The organism is Kothea flammea (assembly GCF_052161645.1).
Taxonomy (GTDB): Bacteria; Planctomycetota; Planctomycetia; order Pirellulales; family Pirellulaceae; genus Laterigemmans.
Genome location: NZ_CP197414.1, coordinates 5432658 through 5447545, shown reverse-complemented (window position 1 = coordinate 5447545; position 14888 = coordinate 5432658). Strand labels below are relative to the sequence as shown.

General features: G+C 53.3%; 17 protein-coding genes and 2 pseudogenes. 11 read left to right on the top strand and 8 right to left on the bottom strand.

Annotated elements, in window-relative coordinates; genetic code table 11:
• Positions 1 to 5: 5 nt before the first annotated feature.
• Complete coding sequence (locus SH139x_RS20305; protein ID WP_488351590.1) at positions 6 to 455, top strand: hypothetical protein; 450 nt, start codon at positions 6 to 8, stop codon at positions 453 to 455.
• 32 nt (positions 456 to 487) lie between these two features.
• On the opposite strand, the gene SH139x_RS20300 is transcribed toward SH139x_RS20305, so the two are convergent.
• Entirely contained in the window at positions 488 to 1864 is a 1377-nt protein-coding gene (locus SH139x_RS20300) for a reverse transcriptase family protein (RefSeq protein WP_488351589.1), read from the bottom strand.
• 588 nt (positions 1865 to 2452) lie between these two features.
• On the opposite strand from SH139x_RS20300, the gene SH139x_RS20295 reads away from it, so the two are divergent.
• The 5 genes from SH139x_RS20295 to SH139x_RS20275 all read left to right on the top strand — a co-directional run bounded on the left by SH139x_RS20295 (position 2453) and on the right by SH139x_RS20275 (position 6032).
• Positions 2453 to 3175, top strand: coding sequence for a hypothetical protein (locus SH139x_RS20295; RefSeq protein ID WP_488351588.1), 723 nt, complete (start codon positions 2453 to 2455; stop codon positions 3173 to 3175).
• A gap of 75 nt (positions 3176 to 3250) precedes the next feature.
• Positions 3251 to 3463: a hypothetical protein gene (locus tag SH139x_RS20290; protein ID WP_488351587.1), complete on the top strand. Its 213-nt coding sequence runs from the start codon at positions 3251 to 3253 to the stop codon at positions 3461 to 3463.
• Positions 3464 to 3711: 248 nt separating this feature from the next.
• Positions 3712 to 4935, top strand: a complete 1224-nt coding sequence (locus SH139x_RS20285; protein ID WP_488351586.1) for a sialidase family protein — start codon at positions 3712 to 3714, stop codon at positions 4933 to 4935.
• 135 nt (positions 4936 to 5070) lie between these two features.
• Positions 5071 to 5478, top strand: coding sequence for a hypothetical protein (locus SH139x_RS20280; RefSeq protein ID WP_488351585.1), 408 nt, complete (start codon positions 5071 to 5073; stop codon positions 5476 to 5478).
• Between the two features lie 275 nt (positions 5479 to 5753).
• Positions 5754 to 6032 carry a hypothetical protein gene (locus SH139x_RS20275; RefSeq protein ID WP_488351584.1) on the top strand — a complete coding sequence of 93 codons (279 nt, stop codon included), beginning with the start codon at positions 5754 to 5756 and terminating at the stop codon, positions 6030 to 6032.
• A gap of 234 nt (positions 6033 to 6266) precedes the next feature.
• Here SH139x_RS20275 and SH139x_RS20270 read toward each other — a convergent pair whose 3' ends face one another.
• From SH139x_RS20270 to SH139x_RS20255, 4 genes are all read right to left on the bottom strand, one after another.
• On the bottom strand, positions 6267 to 6512 hold the full coding sequence (locus tag SH139x_RS20270) for a hypothetical protein (RefSeq protein WP_488351583.1): 246 nt from the start codon (positions 6510 to 6512) through the stop codon (positions 6267 to 6269).
• Positions 6509 to 6859: a hypothetical protein gene (locus SH139x_RS20265; RefSeq protein WP_488351582.1), complete on the bottom strand. Its 351-nt coding sequence runs from the start codon at positions 6857 to 6859 to the stop codon at positions 6509 to 6511. Before SH139x_RS20265 ends, SH139x_RS20270 begins: the two co-directional genes overlap by 4 nt.
• Before the next feature lie 81 nt (positions 6860 to 6940).
• A complete protein-coding gene (locus tag SH139x_RS20260) occupies positions 6941 to 7288 on the bottom strand; it encodes a transposase (protein WP_488351581.1) in 348 nt (115 codons plus the stop codon).
• On the bottom strand, positions 7281 to 7697 hold the full coding sequence (locus SH139x_RS20255) for a hypothetical protein (protein WP_488351580.1): 417 nt from the start codon (positions 7695 to 7697) through the stop codon (positions 7281 to 7283). Before SH139x_RS20255 ends, SH139x_RS20260 begins: the two co-directional genes overlap by 8 nt.
• 397 nt (positions 7698 to 8094) lie before the next feature.
• Between SH139x_RS20255 and SH139x_RS20250 the strand changes: the two genes are divergently transcribed.
• Complete coding sequence (locus SH139x_RS20250) at positions 8095 to 8589, top strand: FKBP-type peptidyl-prolyl cis-trans isomerase (RefSeq protein WP_488351579.1); 495 nt, start codon at positions 8095 to 8097, stop codon at positions 8587 to 8589.
• Positions 8590 to 8630: 41 nt separating this feature from the next.
• Positions 8631 to 8777 (top strand): annotated as a pseudogene (locus tag SH139x_RS20245) (IS630 family transposase); the annotation flags it as partial.
• A 163-nt stretch (positions 8778 to 8940) separates the two neighbouring features.
• Here the strand turns inward: SH139x_RS20245 and SH139x_RS20240 are convergent.
• Complete coding sequence (locus tag SH139x_RS20240; protein ID WP_488351578.1) at positions 8941 to 9192, bottom strand: hypothetical protein; 252 nt, start codon at positions 9190 to 9192, stop codon at positions 8941 to 8943.
• Positions 9193 to 9762: 570 nt separating this feature from the next.
• Here SH139x_RS20240 and SH139x_RS20235 point away from each other — a divergent pair.
• Positions 9763 to 10070: pseudogene (locus SH139x_RS20235) on the top strand (ISAzo13-like element transposase-related protein); the annotation flags it as partial.
• Between the two features lie 270 nt (positions 10071 to 10340).
• Here the strand turns inward: SH139x_RS20235 and SH139x_RS20230 are convergent.
• Together SH139x_RS20230 and SH139x_RS20225 are read right to left on the bottom strand one after the other, a co-directional pair.
• Positions 10341 to 11195: a hypothetical protein gene (locus tag SH139x_RS20230; protein ID WP_488351577.1), complete on the bottom strand. Its 855-nt coding sequence runs from the start codon at positions 11193 to 11195 to the stop codon at positions 10341 to 10343.
• Positions 11196 to 12262: 1067 nt separating this feature from the next.
• On the bottom strand, positions 12263 to 13345 hold the full coding sequence (locus SH139x_RS20225; RefSeq protein ID WP_488351576.1) for a transposase: 1083 nt from the start codon (positions 13343 to 13345) through the stop codon (positions 12263 to 12265).
• 455 nt (positions 13346 to 13800) lie between these two features.
• Here SH139x_RS20225 and SH139x_RS20220 point away from each other — a divergent pair, with 455 nt between their 5' ends.
• On the top strand, positions 13801 to 14448 hold the full coding sequence (locus SH139x_RS20220; RefSeq protein WP_488351575.1) for a hypothetical protein: 648 nt from the start codon (positions 13801 to 13803) through the stop codon (positions 14446 to 14448).
• The gene (locus SH139x_RS20215; protein WP_488351574.1) at positions 14426 to 14677 is read left to right on the top strand and encodes a hypothetical protein; all 252 of its coding nucleotides are present in this window, start codon (positions 14426 to 14428) and stop codon (positions 14675 to 14677) included. Before SH139x_RS20220 ends, SH139x_RS20215 begins: the two co-directional genes overlap by 23 nt.
• The last annotated feature ends 211 nt before the right edge of the window (positions 14678 to 14888 follow it).

Sequence of the window (14888 nt, the reverse complement as noted above, 5' to 3'; positions counted from 1 at the left end):
GGTTAATGGAAAAGACTTTGCTGCTGACGAATTTCGCCGCAACTTGGTACTTGGTGGGTTTGATTTGGATGGTCCAGCAAGTTCACTATCCATTGTTTGATCGCGTGGGGCAGACTGAGTTCCCCCGCTACGCCAGCGATCATGGCCGCTTGATCACTCCCATCGTGGCCGTGCCAATGTTGGTTGAATTACTTTCGGCTGGCTGGTTGGTCCTGCTATCAACCAAGACCGAGACACCGACGGGTGTGCTTTGGCTCGGTTTGGCGCTCGTCATCGTCATCTGGCTAACGACCGCGTTCGTTTCAGTTCCGTGCCACCAGCGTTTGGGGTTAGGGTTTGACGCGGCGGCCTACAACAGGTTGGTGGCGTCGAATTGGATTCGCACCATTGCCTGGAGCATCCGCGGGTTGCTGACCGGTTGGTGCGTCTGGCGGTTGTTGATCACAACTTCGTAGTTGGATTTTAGTTAGATTTAGCATTTCGTGGTCTAGCTCCAGTCGATGCATTCATAAGCACGTAGCAGCTTTGCGCCGCGATTCGGGTTGGCGCTCGCCACGTTGGCAATTCGCCCGTGGAGATGCAGTTGGAAATGCGGATGCGGTTTCAAGTTTTGTGATCTCCATCCGCGAGTTCGGCAATTATGTAAGATTGCCTTCAGCTGTTCATAATTTTGACGGTCGCTGTTCACACCTTGATTGACCGTTAACCCCAAGACTTGTTGGCGATGGCCGTGGAACATCTTTCGCGTCTTGCGGAAGTTTACTTTAAATCCCTCCTCCATTACGATCACGGCTACCGACGTGGCAAACCGGTCAATTTTCGCCGCCAGCGACGCGTCACCGCTGAAGTAGAGGTCGTCGGAATAGCGGGTGTAGTCGGCTCCCACGCAACCCGCCAGTCCTGCCAGTCTTCGATCGAGCTGGAAAGCGACGGCGTTGGCTAGCGCCGGTGAGCTGGGCGCGCCCAGCGGTAGGCAGTCGCTAGGCACAATCTCGGCGACGCATTCGCGATCTAAAGTTGTTGAGACAAATGTTGTTTCAACAACTTTTTCTTGGGCGAGCATTCTTTGGGCATATGTTTCTTGGGCAGGTATATTGGTTGCGGTCGGGCTCGCTGGCAGGGTGCACAGCCGGCCTAAGCTTAGTGCAGTTTTTCGGTCGTAGCCGGCTTTGCGAAAGATCGCGGAAACTCGGCGGCGAGTGATCGAGCCAAAAAAGTCCTGCAGATCCATCCTCAGCACCACGAACTTGTTGACGTGCTGCCGAGCACAACTGTGAACGCTGCGACCAGCTCGATAAGCGTGGGCCGCATCATGCACAGGGATCGCGGGAAGAATGTGTTGATGAATGATTCGCTGCACCCGCTTGAGCACGGGGCGCGGTTGGTGGATTATTCGCTTGCGACCATTGCTGCTGAGCAGCCATTTTGGGTCGTAATGCTCGACCGTTGTATTGCGTCGCACGTGGGGCAACAGCAACCAATCCAGAACTCGCGGGGATTTCAAACAGAGCAGATCGGCTAGTTGGGTATCGCCTTGAGCCTGTGGCACCGGCCAGCGGTATCGGGGCCGGTCAATTTCACTTGCTGCCGAGTCATTGATGTGGATTGTTTTGCGGCTACCAAAGGCTTGGTGGATGGCGGCTTGTTTGTGCAACCAGCGACGGAGCGTCACCTTGGAGCAGTATCCTTTGCGGCCATATTTTTGCTCGATCGCCACGGCAAGTTTGCTTACCCAAGCGGCGCGGCTGCCGGTGAGACGCCTCAGTCGCCGCTCGATGGGTCCAACTGCGCCGAGCCAACGGCAGGAAAGATCGGCCGCGATCAGGCGGCAAAATGCTTGTTTGCGAACGGCTCGCTTCGACATGGCGACAAAGGATAAGAGTCTCGGGGCGACGCTGTTACCAACCGGTCCGAGTGGGGCGCGAGATCCGTTCCTGCGGCAGCCGGAAAATCTCTCGCGCGATCAATCGCTGGCCTAGAAAAATCCCGCGAGGTAACCTCGCGTGGTACATCGTCTCATTGCTGGACATCGCCCGGCAAGACACGACATCAAACTTGGTCCACCAGCAGTCGCTCCGAGACCCTAAACAGTATAACCCTCGCGAGACACGCCAGGTAACCCCGCTGGATTCGCCTACCATTCAATCTGCTGCACGCGCGTACCGTTTTCTCGCGCCTTGACACACCACGGCGGATGACTCCCGCCGAGCAGTCGCCCGACTGCTGATTTCTTCATAAATTCTTCTTGTAATTTCCTGAATCGTCTACATCACTTTGCGCATAACTGTGCGGTGGCGATGCGGGGAGTGCGAAAGATAGATTCTGTTCCCAGTCGCCCACCCATCTGTTGTCTGTTGTCTGTTGTCTGTTGTCTGTTGTCTGTTGTCTGTTGTCTGTTGTCTGTTGTCTGTTGTCTGTTGTCTGTTGTTTCCAATGAATGAGGAAGGCGAAAATGCGAGCTCTGCGAAACGGGTTTATGATTCTTGCTGCGGTCATAGGACCGTTTCTAGCCACTGCGCAGTCGGCGGTTGGTCAGACCGTGCCGTTCTATGCTGATGGTTTTGGCGCGTACACGCCAGCCGATGGTACTTTCGTGGCACCCGGCGTCGGTACCCGCTTGGGGCGGTATGTTACTTTGGGTGGCGTGGTTGTGACGCCGACCGACAACCCTTTAGTCTCTACGTTCGAGTCAACACTCGATGGCAATGTCGGCATCGCGACAGGTGCTTCGAGTGGCGACACTTTGCTGACACGATTCGAAAATGGCGTCGTCACGTTGACGCCGACAGGTAACCCCGATGAGTTCACTGCGATCTGGGAAGCGGATGCGGTGGTGTTGGGCGGAGCCGGCGATTTCGAGAATGCAAGGCCGACTCGCAAGCCATTGCGAGTCGTCGCCATTAACGCTCCTTTCAAATTGACCGATGCCACTTGGAAGTTTAAGTGGACGTTGGCAGGCGACATTAACCTGGGCCCCCGCAAGGGACGGCTCACCACCCCTTTGAAAATCTTTGGCGGAGGGTTTGTTCCCGTATTGCCGTCTTCGCCCTCTCCAGAAGTCTGGCAGACTTTCGGTATTGCAACTCAATTAGGTCGTTACACTTCACCATCACTCAATTCCAGTGATGCTAACACGGTTCAAATTGACCTTGATGAGGAATTTCTTTCTGACTAGCCCGTTGGCGAGGAATTGCTAATCCCGTTCAGTGGGAGTTCGACATTTATCGCCGCGAATCGCAGAAAGCTAGCGATGTTCTTCGAAGGATTTATTGAGATCTTGCCCGTCGAAGGAACAATTCGCTGGGTCGCCGACTTTACACCAGTTGTTGAGGATTCCACTGGAAAATTTAGACGGCTCGAAAGTGGCAGCATAGTGATGTTGGCGTTTTCGCCGTTTCAAATGAGCAACGTGCCGTTCATTTGGATTGGTGACGGAGACCTTGTTTACGGCAGGAGAAATTAGCTCTTTAAAACTAGCGCATCGCCAATGCTTTTTGGTGAGTGCGCATCGACATTCTTTTCAGCTCAGCGGCAGTTGTCGCTGAGCAATCGCAGGTCTCGGCTGCTTGGCATCTCCGCATAAGTCATTCAACAAACCGGATTCATCCGGAATTCGCCAGGGTCCAGTTCTTTTTGACATCCGTGCTTTTTTACGTCATACTGCGTTCAGAGTTTGTCGGCCTCTTTCGGACTTGGTTCGCTGTTCACACCATGGCGATTTCGATGTTGTATTGCCAGTATTTTCGACTCCGTTTGCGCCGCCTTTGTGGCCTATTTCTTATTCTTTTCGGCTGGTCGACGATCATCGCCGCCGATACAAGTTCGCTTGAGCCTGAAGTTGCTGAATTGATCTTTCCACTTGATCAGCAACACAATCATGCGCCGAGCATCGTGCAGTATCCAAACCATGATTTATTTGTCTGCTGGTACCGCGGCTCTGGTGAGCGCACAGCCGATGATGTTGCCATTATGGGATCATGGAAATTGGCAAGCAAAGAGAGTTGGAGTAAACCTCGCGTGATTGCCGACCAGGAAGGATTTCCTGATTGCAACACCAGCATGCATTTGAGTGCGTCGGGTAAATTGTTTTTGTTCTGGCCAACCATCATTGCCAACAGTTGGGAATCCTGCATCACCCGCTATAAGACGGCGATTTCATTTGACCCTGAAACGGGACCGGAATGGTCGAGCGAAGGGTTGATCTTGTTGAAGCCAGACAACTTTGCCCAGCAAGCTGAGACGGCGATCGAGCGCACCTTGGAACAGCTTCCCCAACCGTTGCCGGAGCCGTTGGAAGCGGAACTGCAGCAAGCTCGCGTGAGGTTGGGGCAAAAGTTGTATCAACGTTTGGGCTGGCAACCGCGCTGCAAACCGACGACGCTGCCGAGTGGCCGAATCTTGTTGCCGCTCTACACCGACACATTTTCCGCCTCGATCATGGCTATCAGTGATGACGATGGCGGCACTTGGTATGCCAGCCAACCAATTATTGGGCTTGGAAACATTCAACCCACAGTGTTAAGACGCGACGACGGCACGTTGGTCGCGTATATGCGAGAGAATGGCATGACCGAGCGAATCCGGTTGTCTGAATCGAAAGACGACGGAATGACTTGGAGTGCGGTCAGCAGCAGCCAGCTCCCCAACTCGGGAGCGGGTATCGACGGTGTTCGTTTATCCAGCGGCCAGTGGGTCATGGTCTACAACGACACCACTAAGGGGCGCAATAGCTTGGCAGTGTCACTCTCGGACGATGAGGGAAAGAGCTGGAAGTGGACCCGTCATCTGGAGCGAGCCGAGCGAGGCTCCTTTCACTATCCCGCCGTAATCCAAGGGACAGACGGCCAGATTCACGTTGTTTACAGTTATTTCACGGACAACGGCAAAAGCATGAAATACGTGCGATTTGATCCGTCGTGGTTGCAACGGAATTGAGGACTGAGGGAACGAGCAGCGCCTGCCGTACCTGCGCGAACCGCCACTGAAAACCTTAGAGTCCTCGCGGCAGGGCAAACGCAAGTCTTTGAAAACAAGCTATCGTCGGCGGCCACGGCCAATGATCTTGGCTGGGTGAAGAAGAGCTGGGAATTTGTCGTTGTCGATGAATGGACGACGCTGTCGTTCCGAGGGCTTGGGCCGGAGGAAAGTCTTTTCGGAGGGTGGGTCTTTGATCCGACCGTCAATCAATCAGGGGACCCATTCGTACCGCATTGGCAACAACGGTCAGTAAAGTTTGCCGCCACAGACCCGATGACGACGGTGCAATTCCTCAGCCTCGCCCCTGACACCACCGGACCGAGTTCCAACTACGGCCCGACGCTCGATGATGTCGTCGTGCGTAAAGTGAACAACTTGGTTTTCAACGGCAGTTTGAAGTTGCCGACGACACAGGTCTGGCAGGTCTTCTTGGTTCGCCCTCAGAGCCACCCAGTCATGCCGCGCCGATCTACGTCTTGCAACAGGGTTCAACAGCCCTGAGCGGTTGGACGATCGCTGGAGTCTCCGCAGAGGACACGGTGGACTGGGTGCAGCAAACTCATATCGCAGCCAGCAATGGGCTGCGCTCGGTCGACTTGAACGGCACACCGAGGCTGGGGAGTGTTTCGTAAGCCATCGCCACCGAAGTTGGTCGCACCTACGTCATGAGCTTTGATCTGGCCGGCAATCCTTATGGCAATGGAACCAGTCCGGTTACGGATCCGGTCAAGTGAATCGCCGTTACCGTAGGGGACGTTTCGGGCGACTATGGCGCAATGTTGGACAACGTCGTGGTGTTCCATGCCGACTACGGAGATTTGCAAAATAGTTATGCAACGCTGCACTCTGCCAGTGGAGCACGGCATTTGACGCAAGGAGAGATGCTTGGCACGGGACGTGATTTTAAAAGCGACGGCCAGCCCGGTCCCGATGCGTTGCTTGATGGCTCGGATGAAGATGGCGTTTCCATTCCTGCTATGCAGCCGGGGGACACAACTGCCTCGATGGAGGTGCGCGTCGGTCAAGCCGACATTGGCCAACGACTGGATGCTTGAATTGATTTCAATGCCGATGGCGATTGGGACGAACTGGGAGAAAAAGTCGCTAGGCCTCAATCAAGCGACCGCTGGTTGAAATGCTGGCTCGATTTTAGCTTGTGGTCGAGGCGCACCGGGAGCCCGCTTGGCGTCGGATAGTGATCGAGTAGGCATTGGCGAGGATTTTCGGGGGTTAGCTATTTGCGGCGGTACTGAAGCATCCAGGCTTCAGCTTCATCGGTGGTAGTTCCGTCAGCATTTTAGCGGCATCGAAACATGGTCGTGCACCGTCCATAACAAGTCGACGCTGGGCCTGTAAGTCAGCAGGCGAAACACGCGCTGCCGAGATGTGCGAATGACCTGCGCCGGGAGCAATATCAGCGAATTCATATAAGTCCAGAATTCCATCTTGATGATCCGTAGACGCGTCTCGCGACGAACCCGCTTTTGAGGTTCATTCCCTTTGACGCGAATCATCATGCCGCTCCACAACTTCAACGCCAAAGCCAATGGTAAGCGAATAACATGTACGCGCCGTTGCTGGCCAGGTTGTCCAGCGGTGCAGTCAACGCGCCGCAAGCCTTCAACTGGCTGATCGTGTTCTCCTGGTTGCAACGACGATTGGCAGCGGAGATCAATTCGCGTGCCGGAGCCTCGTCTGCGGTTTCGTCGGAGATGTAGAAAAAGTATCTGTCTTTGGAGAACAGCAGTTGCTGCCCGCTGGTGACATCGATTTCCTTGCGCACCACGACTATGCGGTAAGACCGTTTGCATTGGCTCGGACGGTAATCGAACTCGGCGTAAGATTCCGCTTGAAGCTTTTGATTTTCATAGCCCTTAGCCACCACGAAGGCCTCCTTGGCGTTGTCGCCTTTAGCTCGGGCTTTCTTTGGTGGCGTTGGCAATGATTTGCGCTGATGCGGTTTTCACGCGGTTTTTGGCAAGTTTTCAGCGATGCCGGTAAGCTTTTTGTTGGCGTCAAAACCAAGAATGAACTTCACCCCGTCTTCGTTCCAGCGATCCAGATGCTCGGTAGACGAGAAATCGGTGTCACCGCGAAGGACGATCTTTCGGAAGCCCGCTTTGCGGCACTGGTCAATCGCCAAGTCAAAGAAGAACGCTGAGGATTCATGACTGGGACGGTTACCGGCGCGGTTGACTACGTACAGCACTTTCTGAGTTTGAGCCAGCGTGATAACCAGCGGATGGTATCCCCATTGGCCTTTATAGTTCATGCCGATGCCCTGCTTCTTTTCACCGCAGGTTTCAACCATGGTTCCGTCGGCAAAAGTCTCCGGCGGTCGTGGGGTCGGAGATGCGAGTCGCTCCGAGTGCATCCAGATAGGCTTCGTCGTTGCGGCGATGCTCGATGTGATCCAGGCAAGTTCCCCCGGCGAGCAGGTTAAGTGCGATGTTGAAGATGTGGTCGGCCTGGTCGTAGGGAAGATGTAGTTTGAAGATATTGGCAGCATGATTGATGGAATCACGAAGTCCGACTGTTTTGATCAGCTGCATGATGGCGGCAATACCGCCGCAGGTGACGGCTTGTTGTCGCTCGGCGAGTTCCAGTTTGGTGCTGGCTGGCCGAATCATAGGCGACTGCCAGGTTCCGTGTTCGACGGACAGTCTCCTGCGAAGTTTTCGATTGCGTCGCTGAAGTTGTTTGCGTATTTTGGAGTTCACTCGAAACCCTCGTTTGCGTGCGTGGATTGAAGTCTTGATAACCTCTAATACACGCGAAAAACGCCGAGGGTTTTCGAGTTTCTAAACAAAATGAAAATCAAGCTTCGCTTGATTGAGGGCTAGTCCCCAATTTTGAACCTTGAATTAAGGTAGATCTCGAAGCAATTTTTCGGGAATCGACGTCGGTACATTTCCCCAGCGGTATCTGAAAAACGTTAGTAAGGTAGTAAGCACAATGGACTTTCGTTGAAATTGGCAAATCGCTACCCTCCCGGATGAAAAATGGGGGCTTAGGATGCTTCCATCTGCGGACTGGATAGATGGCGGTACTCGAGAATGGGGCGTTGGGACACCGATGAAGAATTGGCTGCCATGGAGTCTTTTGAGCGTATCGCTAATGTCTGCGGGTTGTCGTTCCAATGAGGCCCCCAGCCCGGCCGTTACTTCCACGCCAGCGGCTTCGGATGCCGAGAGCGGGAAGTGGAAGCCAGTCACCTTTATTGATAGACCCGAATTTCAGGTTGGAACTGGAGCGATGGATGCTGATTTCGCCACCGAGTTTTCGAAGACCGATTCTGGGTTGCGGTATCGGATTTTGCGAGATTCTGACGGCACGAAACCGACAGCCGCCAGTACGGTGTCTGTCAATTATCGTGGTTGGCTCAGCAACGGAAAAGTGTTTGACAGTTCCTATGAGCGAGGCGAGTCGACAACCTTTCCGTTGCAGAATGTCATTGCTGGCTGGACCGAGGGAATGCAACTCGTAGGTCAAGGCGGAATGATTGAATTGTGGGTGCCATCGCGTCTCGGATACGGCGAACGCGGCTCTCCTGGCTCCATTCCGGCTCACTCGAACCTGCACTTCGTCGTCGAGCTGGTGTCGGTCGATTAGCCGCGGGAAATCCTGAAGTGCTTAATCCAAATGCTGCACTAATGGTATGCGACAATCTCAACACGCACACGATCGGCGCTTTCTATGAGGCGTTCGAACCGTCACGAGCCAGAGCCCTGGTCAGCCGAATCGAATCTCATTACACCCCCAAGCACGGAGTTTGGCTGAACATTGCAGAGAATGAATTACGCCCTGACAAGTCAGATCTTGATCAGGGACAATCTTGATCAGGGACAGGTCCCGTTTATTTTTTTTGAATACAAACGCCATCTTTGGCACTCTCGCTGGTGGATTGAGACTCAGAATGCATACCTCATCCAATGAAAAGCCGCGACACTTAAAGGTGGCAGTTTAGAAGGGGACCACCGTGGCAGCCGAAAACGGGGGCGGGCGGTTCGGGTCGGGGGGTGACTTGGGGGTGCCGGTGCGCTGAATAATTCCGTTTGGGATCTCGCTCTCGATGCGGCGGAGGATCCAGGGGTGCTCAGCATGGAACAGCACAAGCTCATTCGGCGGATGGTATTCGTCGATGGAACTGCGCAGGGACAGGTTCAACTGCTGCACCAAATGCGCGGGGACCGGTCCCGCTAATTTTGCTCGCACGGGGCCAGCGGCGGGAATTTTGGGTTGGCGGCGGTTTTTGATGGGCCAGATTGGGTGATGGCGAGCAATTTTACCCAGTTTTCTTGCCGAATTTTGACGGTCGGCGCGTACCCTCAGCCCCAACCGACGGCTGATTCTTTTTTCGCCGGATGCTCGGTGAGATTTAGACGCTGGCCGAGGTCGACTGCCGAACTATTTGGGGGCTAGCGGCCCAGCGACAGCTCGGTCTTTCTGCGACGGCGTGTTGCCCGCCATAAATTTCATGCTGGCTATCAACGCGTGACCTCCCAAGTCAGCGTTGCTCCGCCTACGCAATTCCTCGATCTGCTTCCGCAACCCATCCACAGCAATCGGCTGGCCATTCCGCCGCGCAGGGAAAGGGCCGCACGGGGATAAGGGCCGTCGCACGGGGACAGGTACCGCTGCTGCACCGAACGGGCGGGGACAGGTCCCGCTAATTTGGCTCTCCAGTATGCTTGCCGATTTGCAAAAGCAACTTCGTAATCGCCAATCCTGACCGGCCCAGCAGCAAATGCATGCAAATACAATCGCTCGCCACGTGCAATCATGATGACGGCGGAGGTGTTTCACTACCCACCTGGCACGAGCAAATAGAACAAGATCGAACATCAGAGATCCGTCACGTCACCCGCAACTGGTGGGGCGTTCGACTGGAATCACATCAGGTGGTTGTCAATCTGGTAAGCTCGACCCGCACGAACGAAGGGATTGAAGTTCATTGCTAGCTCGATACTGGCGACTATAAGACTGGTCGCAAGGTGACCGATGCAAAGATGCAAACAGTACGGACAAAACGCAACGACTTTCATGGTGACTGGAATTATGAAATCCACCCAAGAAGAAATAGCGTTTCAGGTAGTTTCATTTACGGACGCCTCCTAAAAGCGTCAAGTCGATCGTTCATCGAGTATTTCAATGAAACAACGGCGAAGCCTTATCACTGGACCTATGCGAGCAAGGTTTTGGCGGCCTCAGGGGACAGATTCAAACTGGGGACGGCGACGCCGTTTTCCAGCTACATCGTTTCTTTCCAGCGGCACACTATGCTTAAAAGGGGATCTCGCCTGTTTCCCAGCAAATTGGACCAAAATAAACCACAGGTAACGATGGTGTCGTGCTAATTTTTGTTAATTAGCTTCTGGGATAGCACCGATGCGAATCTCATAAATCTTGTCCTGCTCCACCAAGGGTTCCCGAAAAAACGATTGCTTCTTAATCGCATAATAGGTGTCAGTAAGTTCAGAAAACCGGGCGAAGAAGAATCCGGTTTTTACCGCCCCGATCTTTCTGCCGTCACTGGACCGGTAGAACGCTCCGTCCTGATGGTTGATTCCTCCCAAATAGACGACAGATTGGTCAACGTTAACTTCGTACATTAGCGGCCCACTGCTCAACTCCACGCGAATTGCACTGGAGATTGGTTTTGATACATCCCAGATGCGGGCACTCTCGCCATCCCTTAAAACCATCACCCTTGCATTGACATCTAACGGCGTTGCTTTTTCGAGCAGGTAGGTAGCCTGTCGAGGCGTTCCCGTACTCAAATCAAGAACTCTTGGCAAATATCCGTCATCTATAAATAGATACCTGTCGTTGCAGAACAACTCAATTTCAATCGCATTAATCATTTCATGTTTTCCATAAACCGATAGAGTTTCGAAAATATTTTCGGCTAAAATCCATTTGCGAAAGGCAATTTCTTTTTCTGCCGTTTTAGTGGCAAACACAATCGATGCGTCATCATGCGCCCACGTGAAACACTGAATATGTTCTCCCACACTTTGCGGAATCCTGATTTCAGGTGCCCCTGGCTGTTCTAAATCCATAACACATATTTCGTCGGCAGTTTCCAGCACAACTCGAGTGCCAGCGTTGGAAATACGACCAGAAAAAGGATAAGGCCTTTCTAAAAGAATTCGCTCCCGCCTCGTTGAGCGCTCCCACGCCAGGGCCGCAAAGCTGCGTTGCTGGGCATCCAGCACCTTCCAGAATAGAACATGCTCGCTATTCGCAGAAATTTGAAAAGGAGACTGCTTTAAACTGTAGTTACTGGCGACCTGTGATTCGAACTGGAAAAAAAGTTATTCAAGTCGTAAATCGCGAACGGTCTATTTGGGTACCCGTCCGTCGATTCAATTGTCAATGACAGGAGTGACTCGTCCTGAGATATATGACATCTTGTCCATAAAAGATTTAGTGTACAAGTAGCATCAAAGAGCCCACCCACTCTTCGACCTTTCCGCAAATCAAATATTCCGACCGGCCCGATAACAGTATGGCTTGGAAGCTGGCCGTTCTTGATCTTCAGTTCTTCGATTGGATCCGCCGGAACAACCGGGATTCGCTGGGCTGTTAGTATCCAGTTCCCCGACTGAGGCAATGGAAAAAACAGCTGACCCTCAGGCGGTTGCAATACACGAATGACCGAGGGATCATAATTAAAGCAGAACGCCGTGATTATTATCGCTAACATCAGAACGGCGAATGCCGCCAACCATAAAGTTAGTTTTCCCATATTATTCGTTCCATCCAAAATCGAGCCCGTAGTATTTTAAAGAAAGTCAATGTCGATTGCTTTCACAAATGTTGCGTACCACTCGTTCTTGACAAAGGTGCTCATTTGTTGTCAGGCGAGAGGAGGCACCAGCTGCCAACATGTTAAACCCAATGGAAAGTAGGATCCAACTGGGATCCAGTTGAAATCCGGTGACCGCGAGTGCTGCGAAATAGTACAACGATACTAAGAGAATGCCGACCCAAGACCGCGGAGGGACAGGTCCTGCTACTGCGCGGGCGTGCGGGGACGGTGTGCGGGGGCGTGCGGGGACAGGTCCCGCTAAGCTAATTTTGCTCGCACGGGGCCAGCGGCGGGAATTTTGGGTTGGCGGCGGTTTTTGATGGGCCAGATTGGGTGATGGCGAGCAATTTTACCCAGTTTTCTTGCCGAATTTTGACGGTCGGCGCGTACCCTCAGCCCCAACCGACGGCTGATTCTTTTTTCGCCGGATGCTCGGTGAGATTTAGACGCTGGCCGAGGGCGACTGCCGAACTATTTGGGGGCTAGCGGCCCAGCGACAGCTCGGTCTTTCTGCGACGGCGTGTTGCCCGCCATAAATTTCATGCTGGCTATCAACGCGTGACCTCCCAAGTCAGCGTTGCTCCGCCTACGCAATTCCTCGATCTGCTCCCGCAATCCATCCACATCAATCGGCTGGCCACTCCGCCAACAAACCTCACGCATCTGCTCCGCAGTTAACGCTGGATGGCTTTGCAAATTGGGTCGCGCCTGGATCGCCAATTGCCACAACAAATTGACGTAAGAAGCGAAAGTCATCGGCAAACAACCCAGGTCCTCTTCCATCTGCCGGCGACGCTCCTGCACTTCCTCCAGCGTCAGTTCGTTAACGACCGCCACCTGCAAACCGTCCGCTTCCCCAAACAATTCAATCGGCGAAAGCCAATCCGACGAATCCACTGGGCTCCCATCAAGCGTCTCCAGCCGCTCGCGAATCGAAACCATGGCGTTGGGATCGTCGAGCGAATCGACAAGGTGAGCTTTCAGCGGATTGAGATCAACGTAAGCCATGCAGGCCAACACGTGCTCTTGCTCCTTGAGCGCATTCAGCTTAAAACGTTCCTCGAAGAAGTGACCTGTACACTCGTCTTCGATGTTGCACTTGCGAGCCACGGTCTGACACATCAGCTTGACGAACCAAGAGATGTCGGAAAGCCGCACCCTGAGTGCCTTTACATATTCGGGCTCGCTGAGGATCGCATCGATTTCACACTCCCGAATTTTCCCGCCATTGTTTCCTCGAGTCGGTTTCCTCGAGGTGATCGACAGCCATCGGATGGCGACTTGGCGATCGGAAAGCTGCTCGACCAAGTCAGGTCGGTTCCTAATAACGCAGTGCCAATGATTTGGCATTATTGCATAGGAAAGTAAATCTAAGCAGCATTTTTCGATTAGAAACTTCATCCGCCCGCGAAACCATTCTCTGCGGTGTGAGTGGTCGACTCCTGTGAGCGGATCAACGCCGTGGAGATAGCTTCTGCGAGTGGTACGATTGAAACAGTGGTAGACGCCGTGCTGAGTGGGATCATAAACGGCGGAACGTGCACCGCGAGGCATAGCAAACCCTCCAGAAAGTGGGAGCAACTGTAACTGTACGCCTGAATTTTACAGAATTTCCGTGCATATCCAACCCCCTGCAAGAAGAATTTCAGAAAATAATCAATGAACGGGATGGCACGTTTTTAGGAATCGGGGTTGGGACTGATGTGACTTGCTAGCCGCGCGACGTTTATATGTGGGGGGAGACGTCGGAGCACTGGGGTAACCGCTGGCGATCGGTTACCGCCAAGAGCACATGATGACTTCGTTGGGGACGAGACCTCGTACTCGATGTCAAGCAAGTGAGCGACACCAATTTGGTGAAGACCGTCTGGGCTTGCGCACTCGGCGGGGTATAATTGGGCCAACTGGGGCTTTCCCGAGGGAGAATTCCATGGCCGATTATGACAGTCCCTGGAAAGAAGCCTTAGATGCTTACTTTCAAACCTTTTATGCAATGCTGTTTCACGGACTTGGCGTCCAACATCGATTGGGCCTGCCCGCCGAAGATGCTCGACAAGGAGTTGATGCAGATTGCTCCTCATGGGGCACTCGGGAGAAGGACTGTCGACAAATTGGTTGAAGTCAAGCTATTTTCCAGTGCGGTCGCCTGCTTGCTGATGCATCTTGAAACGCAAAGCCAGCGTGACGCCTCATTCGCCGAACGGATGTTCGTCTACTTTTGCCGTATTCGTGACAAATACAACCAGAAAATCGTGAGCTTCGCCTTGCTGGGCGATGGTGACATCAATTGGCGGCCAGACGGGTTTGGTGAGTCCAATTTTGGGTGCCAGTTTTCTTTTCAATTTCCGATCGTAGAACTCATAGACTACGCCGTAACGATCGAGAAGTTTGAAAAAGCGACCAATCCGTTTGCTTTTGTGATAGCGGCGCAGTTGACGACACTGCAAACGGTTAATGCCCCCGAGAACCGCTGCCAGTGGAAACTGAGGCTGTTGCGACCCCTGTGCGAGCGAGGGATGTCGCCTGAAGGTGTACGAAAACTATTCCGCGTATTTGAAAGGATGATGCAATTGCCCAAAGACCTACAAATTCAGTTCAGGGGACCAGCTAGAAAAATTCGAACAGGAAGAGAAGATGCCTTATATTACATCGATTGAACGCATGGGTATCGAAAAAGGCAGGAAGCAAGGACGTTTGGCAGGTCAAATACAGCTGCTGCAACGGATCCTATCGATACCGGTAGAACCTGATGACATGCTACTGAATCACAGCGTTGCACAGTTGTCCGAGCAACTCGAGGGACTGCAGAGGGAATTCGACTCCCGACAATCTATCCAGTTAACAGTTGAACGGCGACAAGAGGGCTCGCTGATGTTTTGCGGGTAAGCTCGCAGCTTTAATTGTCCAAGCAGCCCCCCCCCCCCGTTTGCGCAGTGTTCTCCATCTCCGCAGCTTACCGTTGGTTTGCCACATCGGTACCTGTCCCCGTCGGTTCACATCGGTACCTGTCCCCGTCGGTTTCGTCGGTTTCCGGTTACACCCCGCGAGCCTGTCGATTTCGTTGCTTATGGCACGCGCGGGGCGCTATTTCAACATT

Bases quoted from the DNA above. Each gene is read 5' to 3' on its own strand.
- SH139x_RS20305 (WP_488351590.1), top strand. From the start codon at position 6: ATGGAAAAGACTTTGCTGCTGACGAATTTCGCCGCAACTTGGTACTTG.
- SH139x_RS20300 (WP_488351589.1), bottom strand. From the start codon at position 1,864: ATGTCGAAGCGAGCCGTTCGCAAACAAGCATTTTGCCGCCTGATCGCG.
- SH139x_RS20295 (WP_488351588.1), top strand. From the start codon at position 2,453: ATGCGAGCTCTGCGAAACGGGTTTATGATTCTTGCTGCGGTCATAGGA.
- SH139x_RS20290 (WP_488351587.1), top strand. From the start codon at position 3,251: ATGTTCTTCGAAGGATTTATTGAGATCTTGCCCGTCGAAGGAACAATT.
- SH139x_RS20285 (WP_488351586.1), top strand. From the start codon at position 3,712: ATGGCGATTTCGATGTTGTATTGCCAGTATTTTCGACTCCGTTTGCGC.
- SH139x_RS20275 (WP_488351584.1), top strand. From the start codon at position 5,754: ATGTTGGACAACGTCGTGGTGTTCCATGCCGACTACGGAGATTTGCAA.
- SH139x_RS20260 (WP_488351581.1), bottom strand. From the start codon at position 7,288: ATGGTTGAAACCTGCGGTGAAAAGAAGCAGGGCATCGGCATGAACTAT.
- SH139x_RS20250 (WP_488351579.1), top strand. From the start codon at position 8,095: ATGTCTGCGGGTTGTCGTTCCAATGAGGCCCCCAGCCCGGCCGTTACT.
- SH139x_RS20225 (WP_488351576.1), bottom strand. From the start codon at position 13,345: ATGCCTCGCGGTGCACGTTCCGCCGTTTATGATCCCACTCAGCACGGC.
- SH139x_RS20215 (WP_488351574.1), top strand. From the start codon at position 14,426: ATGCCTTATATTACATCGATTGAACGCATGGGTATCGAAAAAGGCAGG.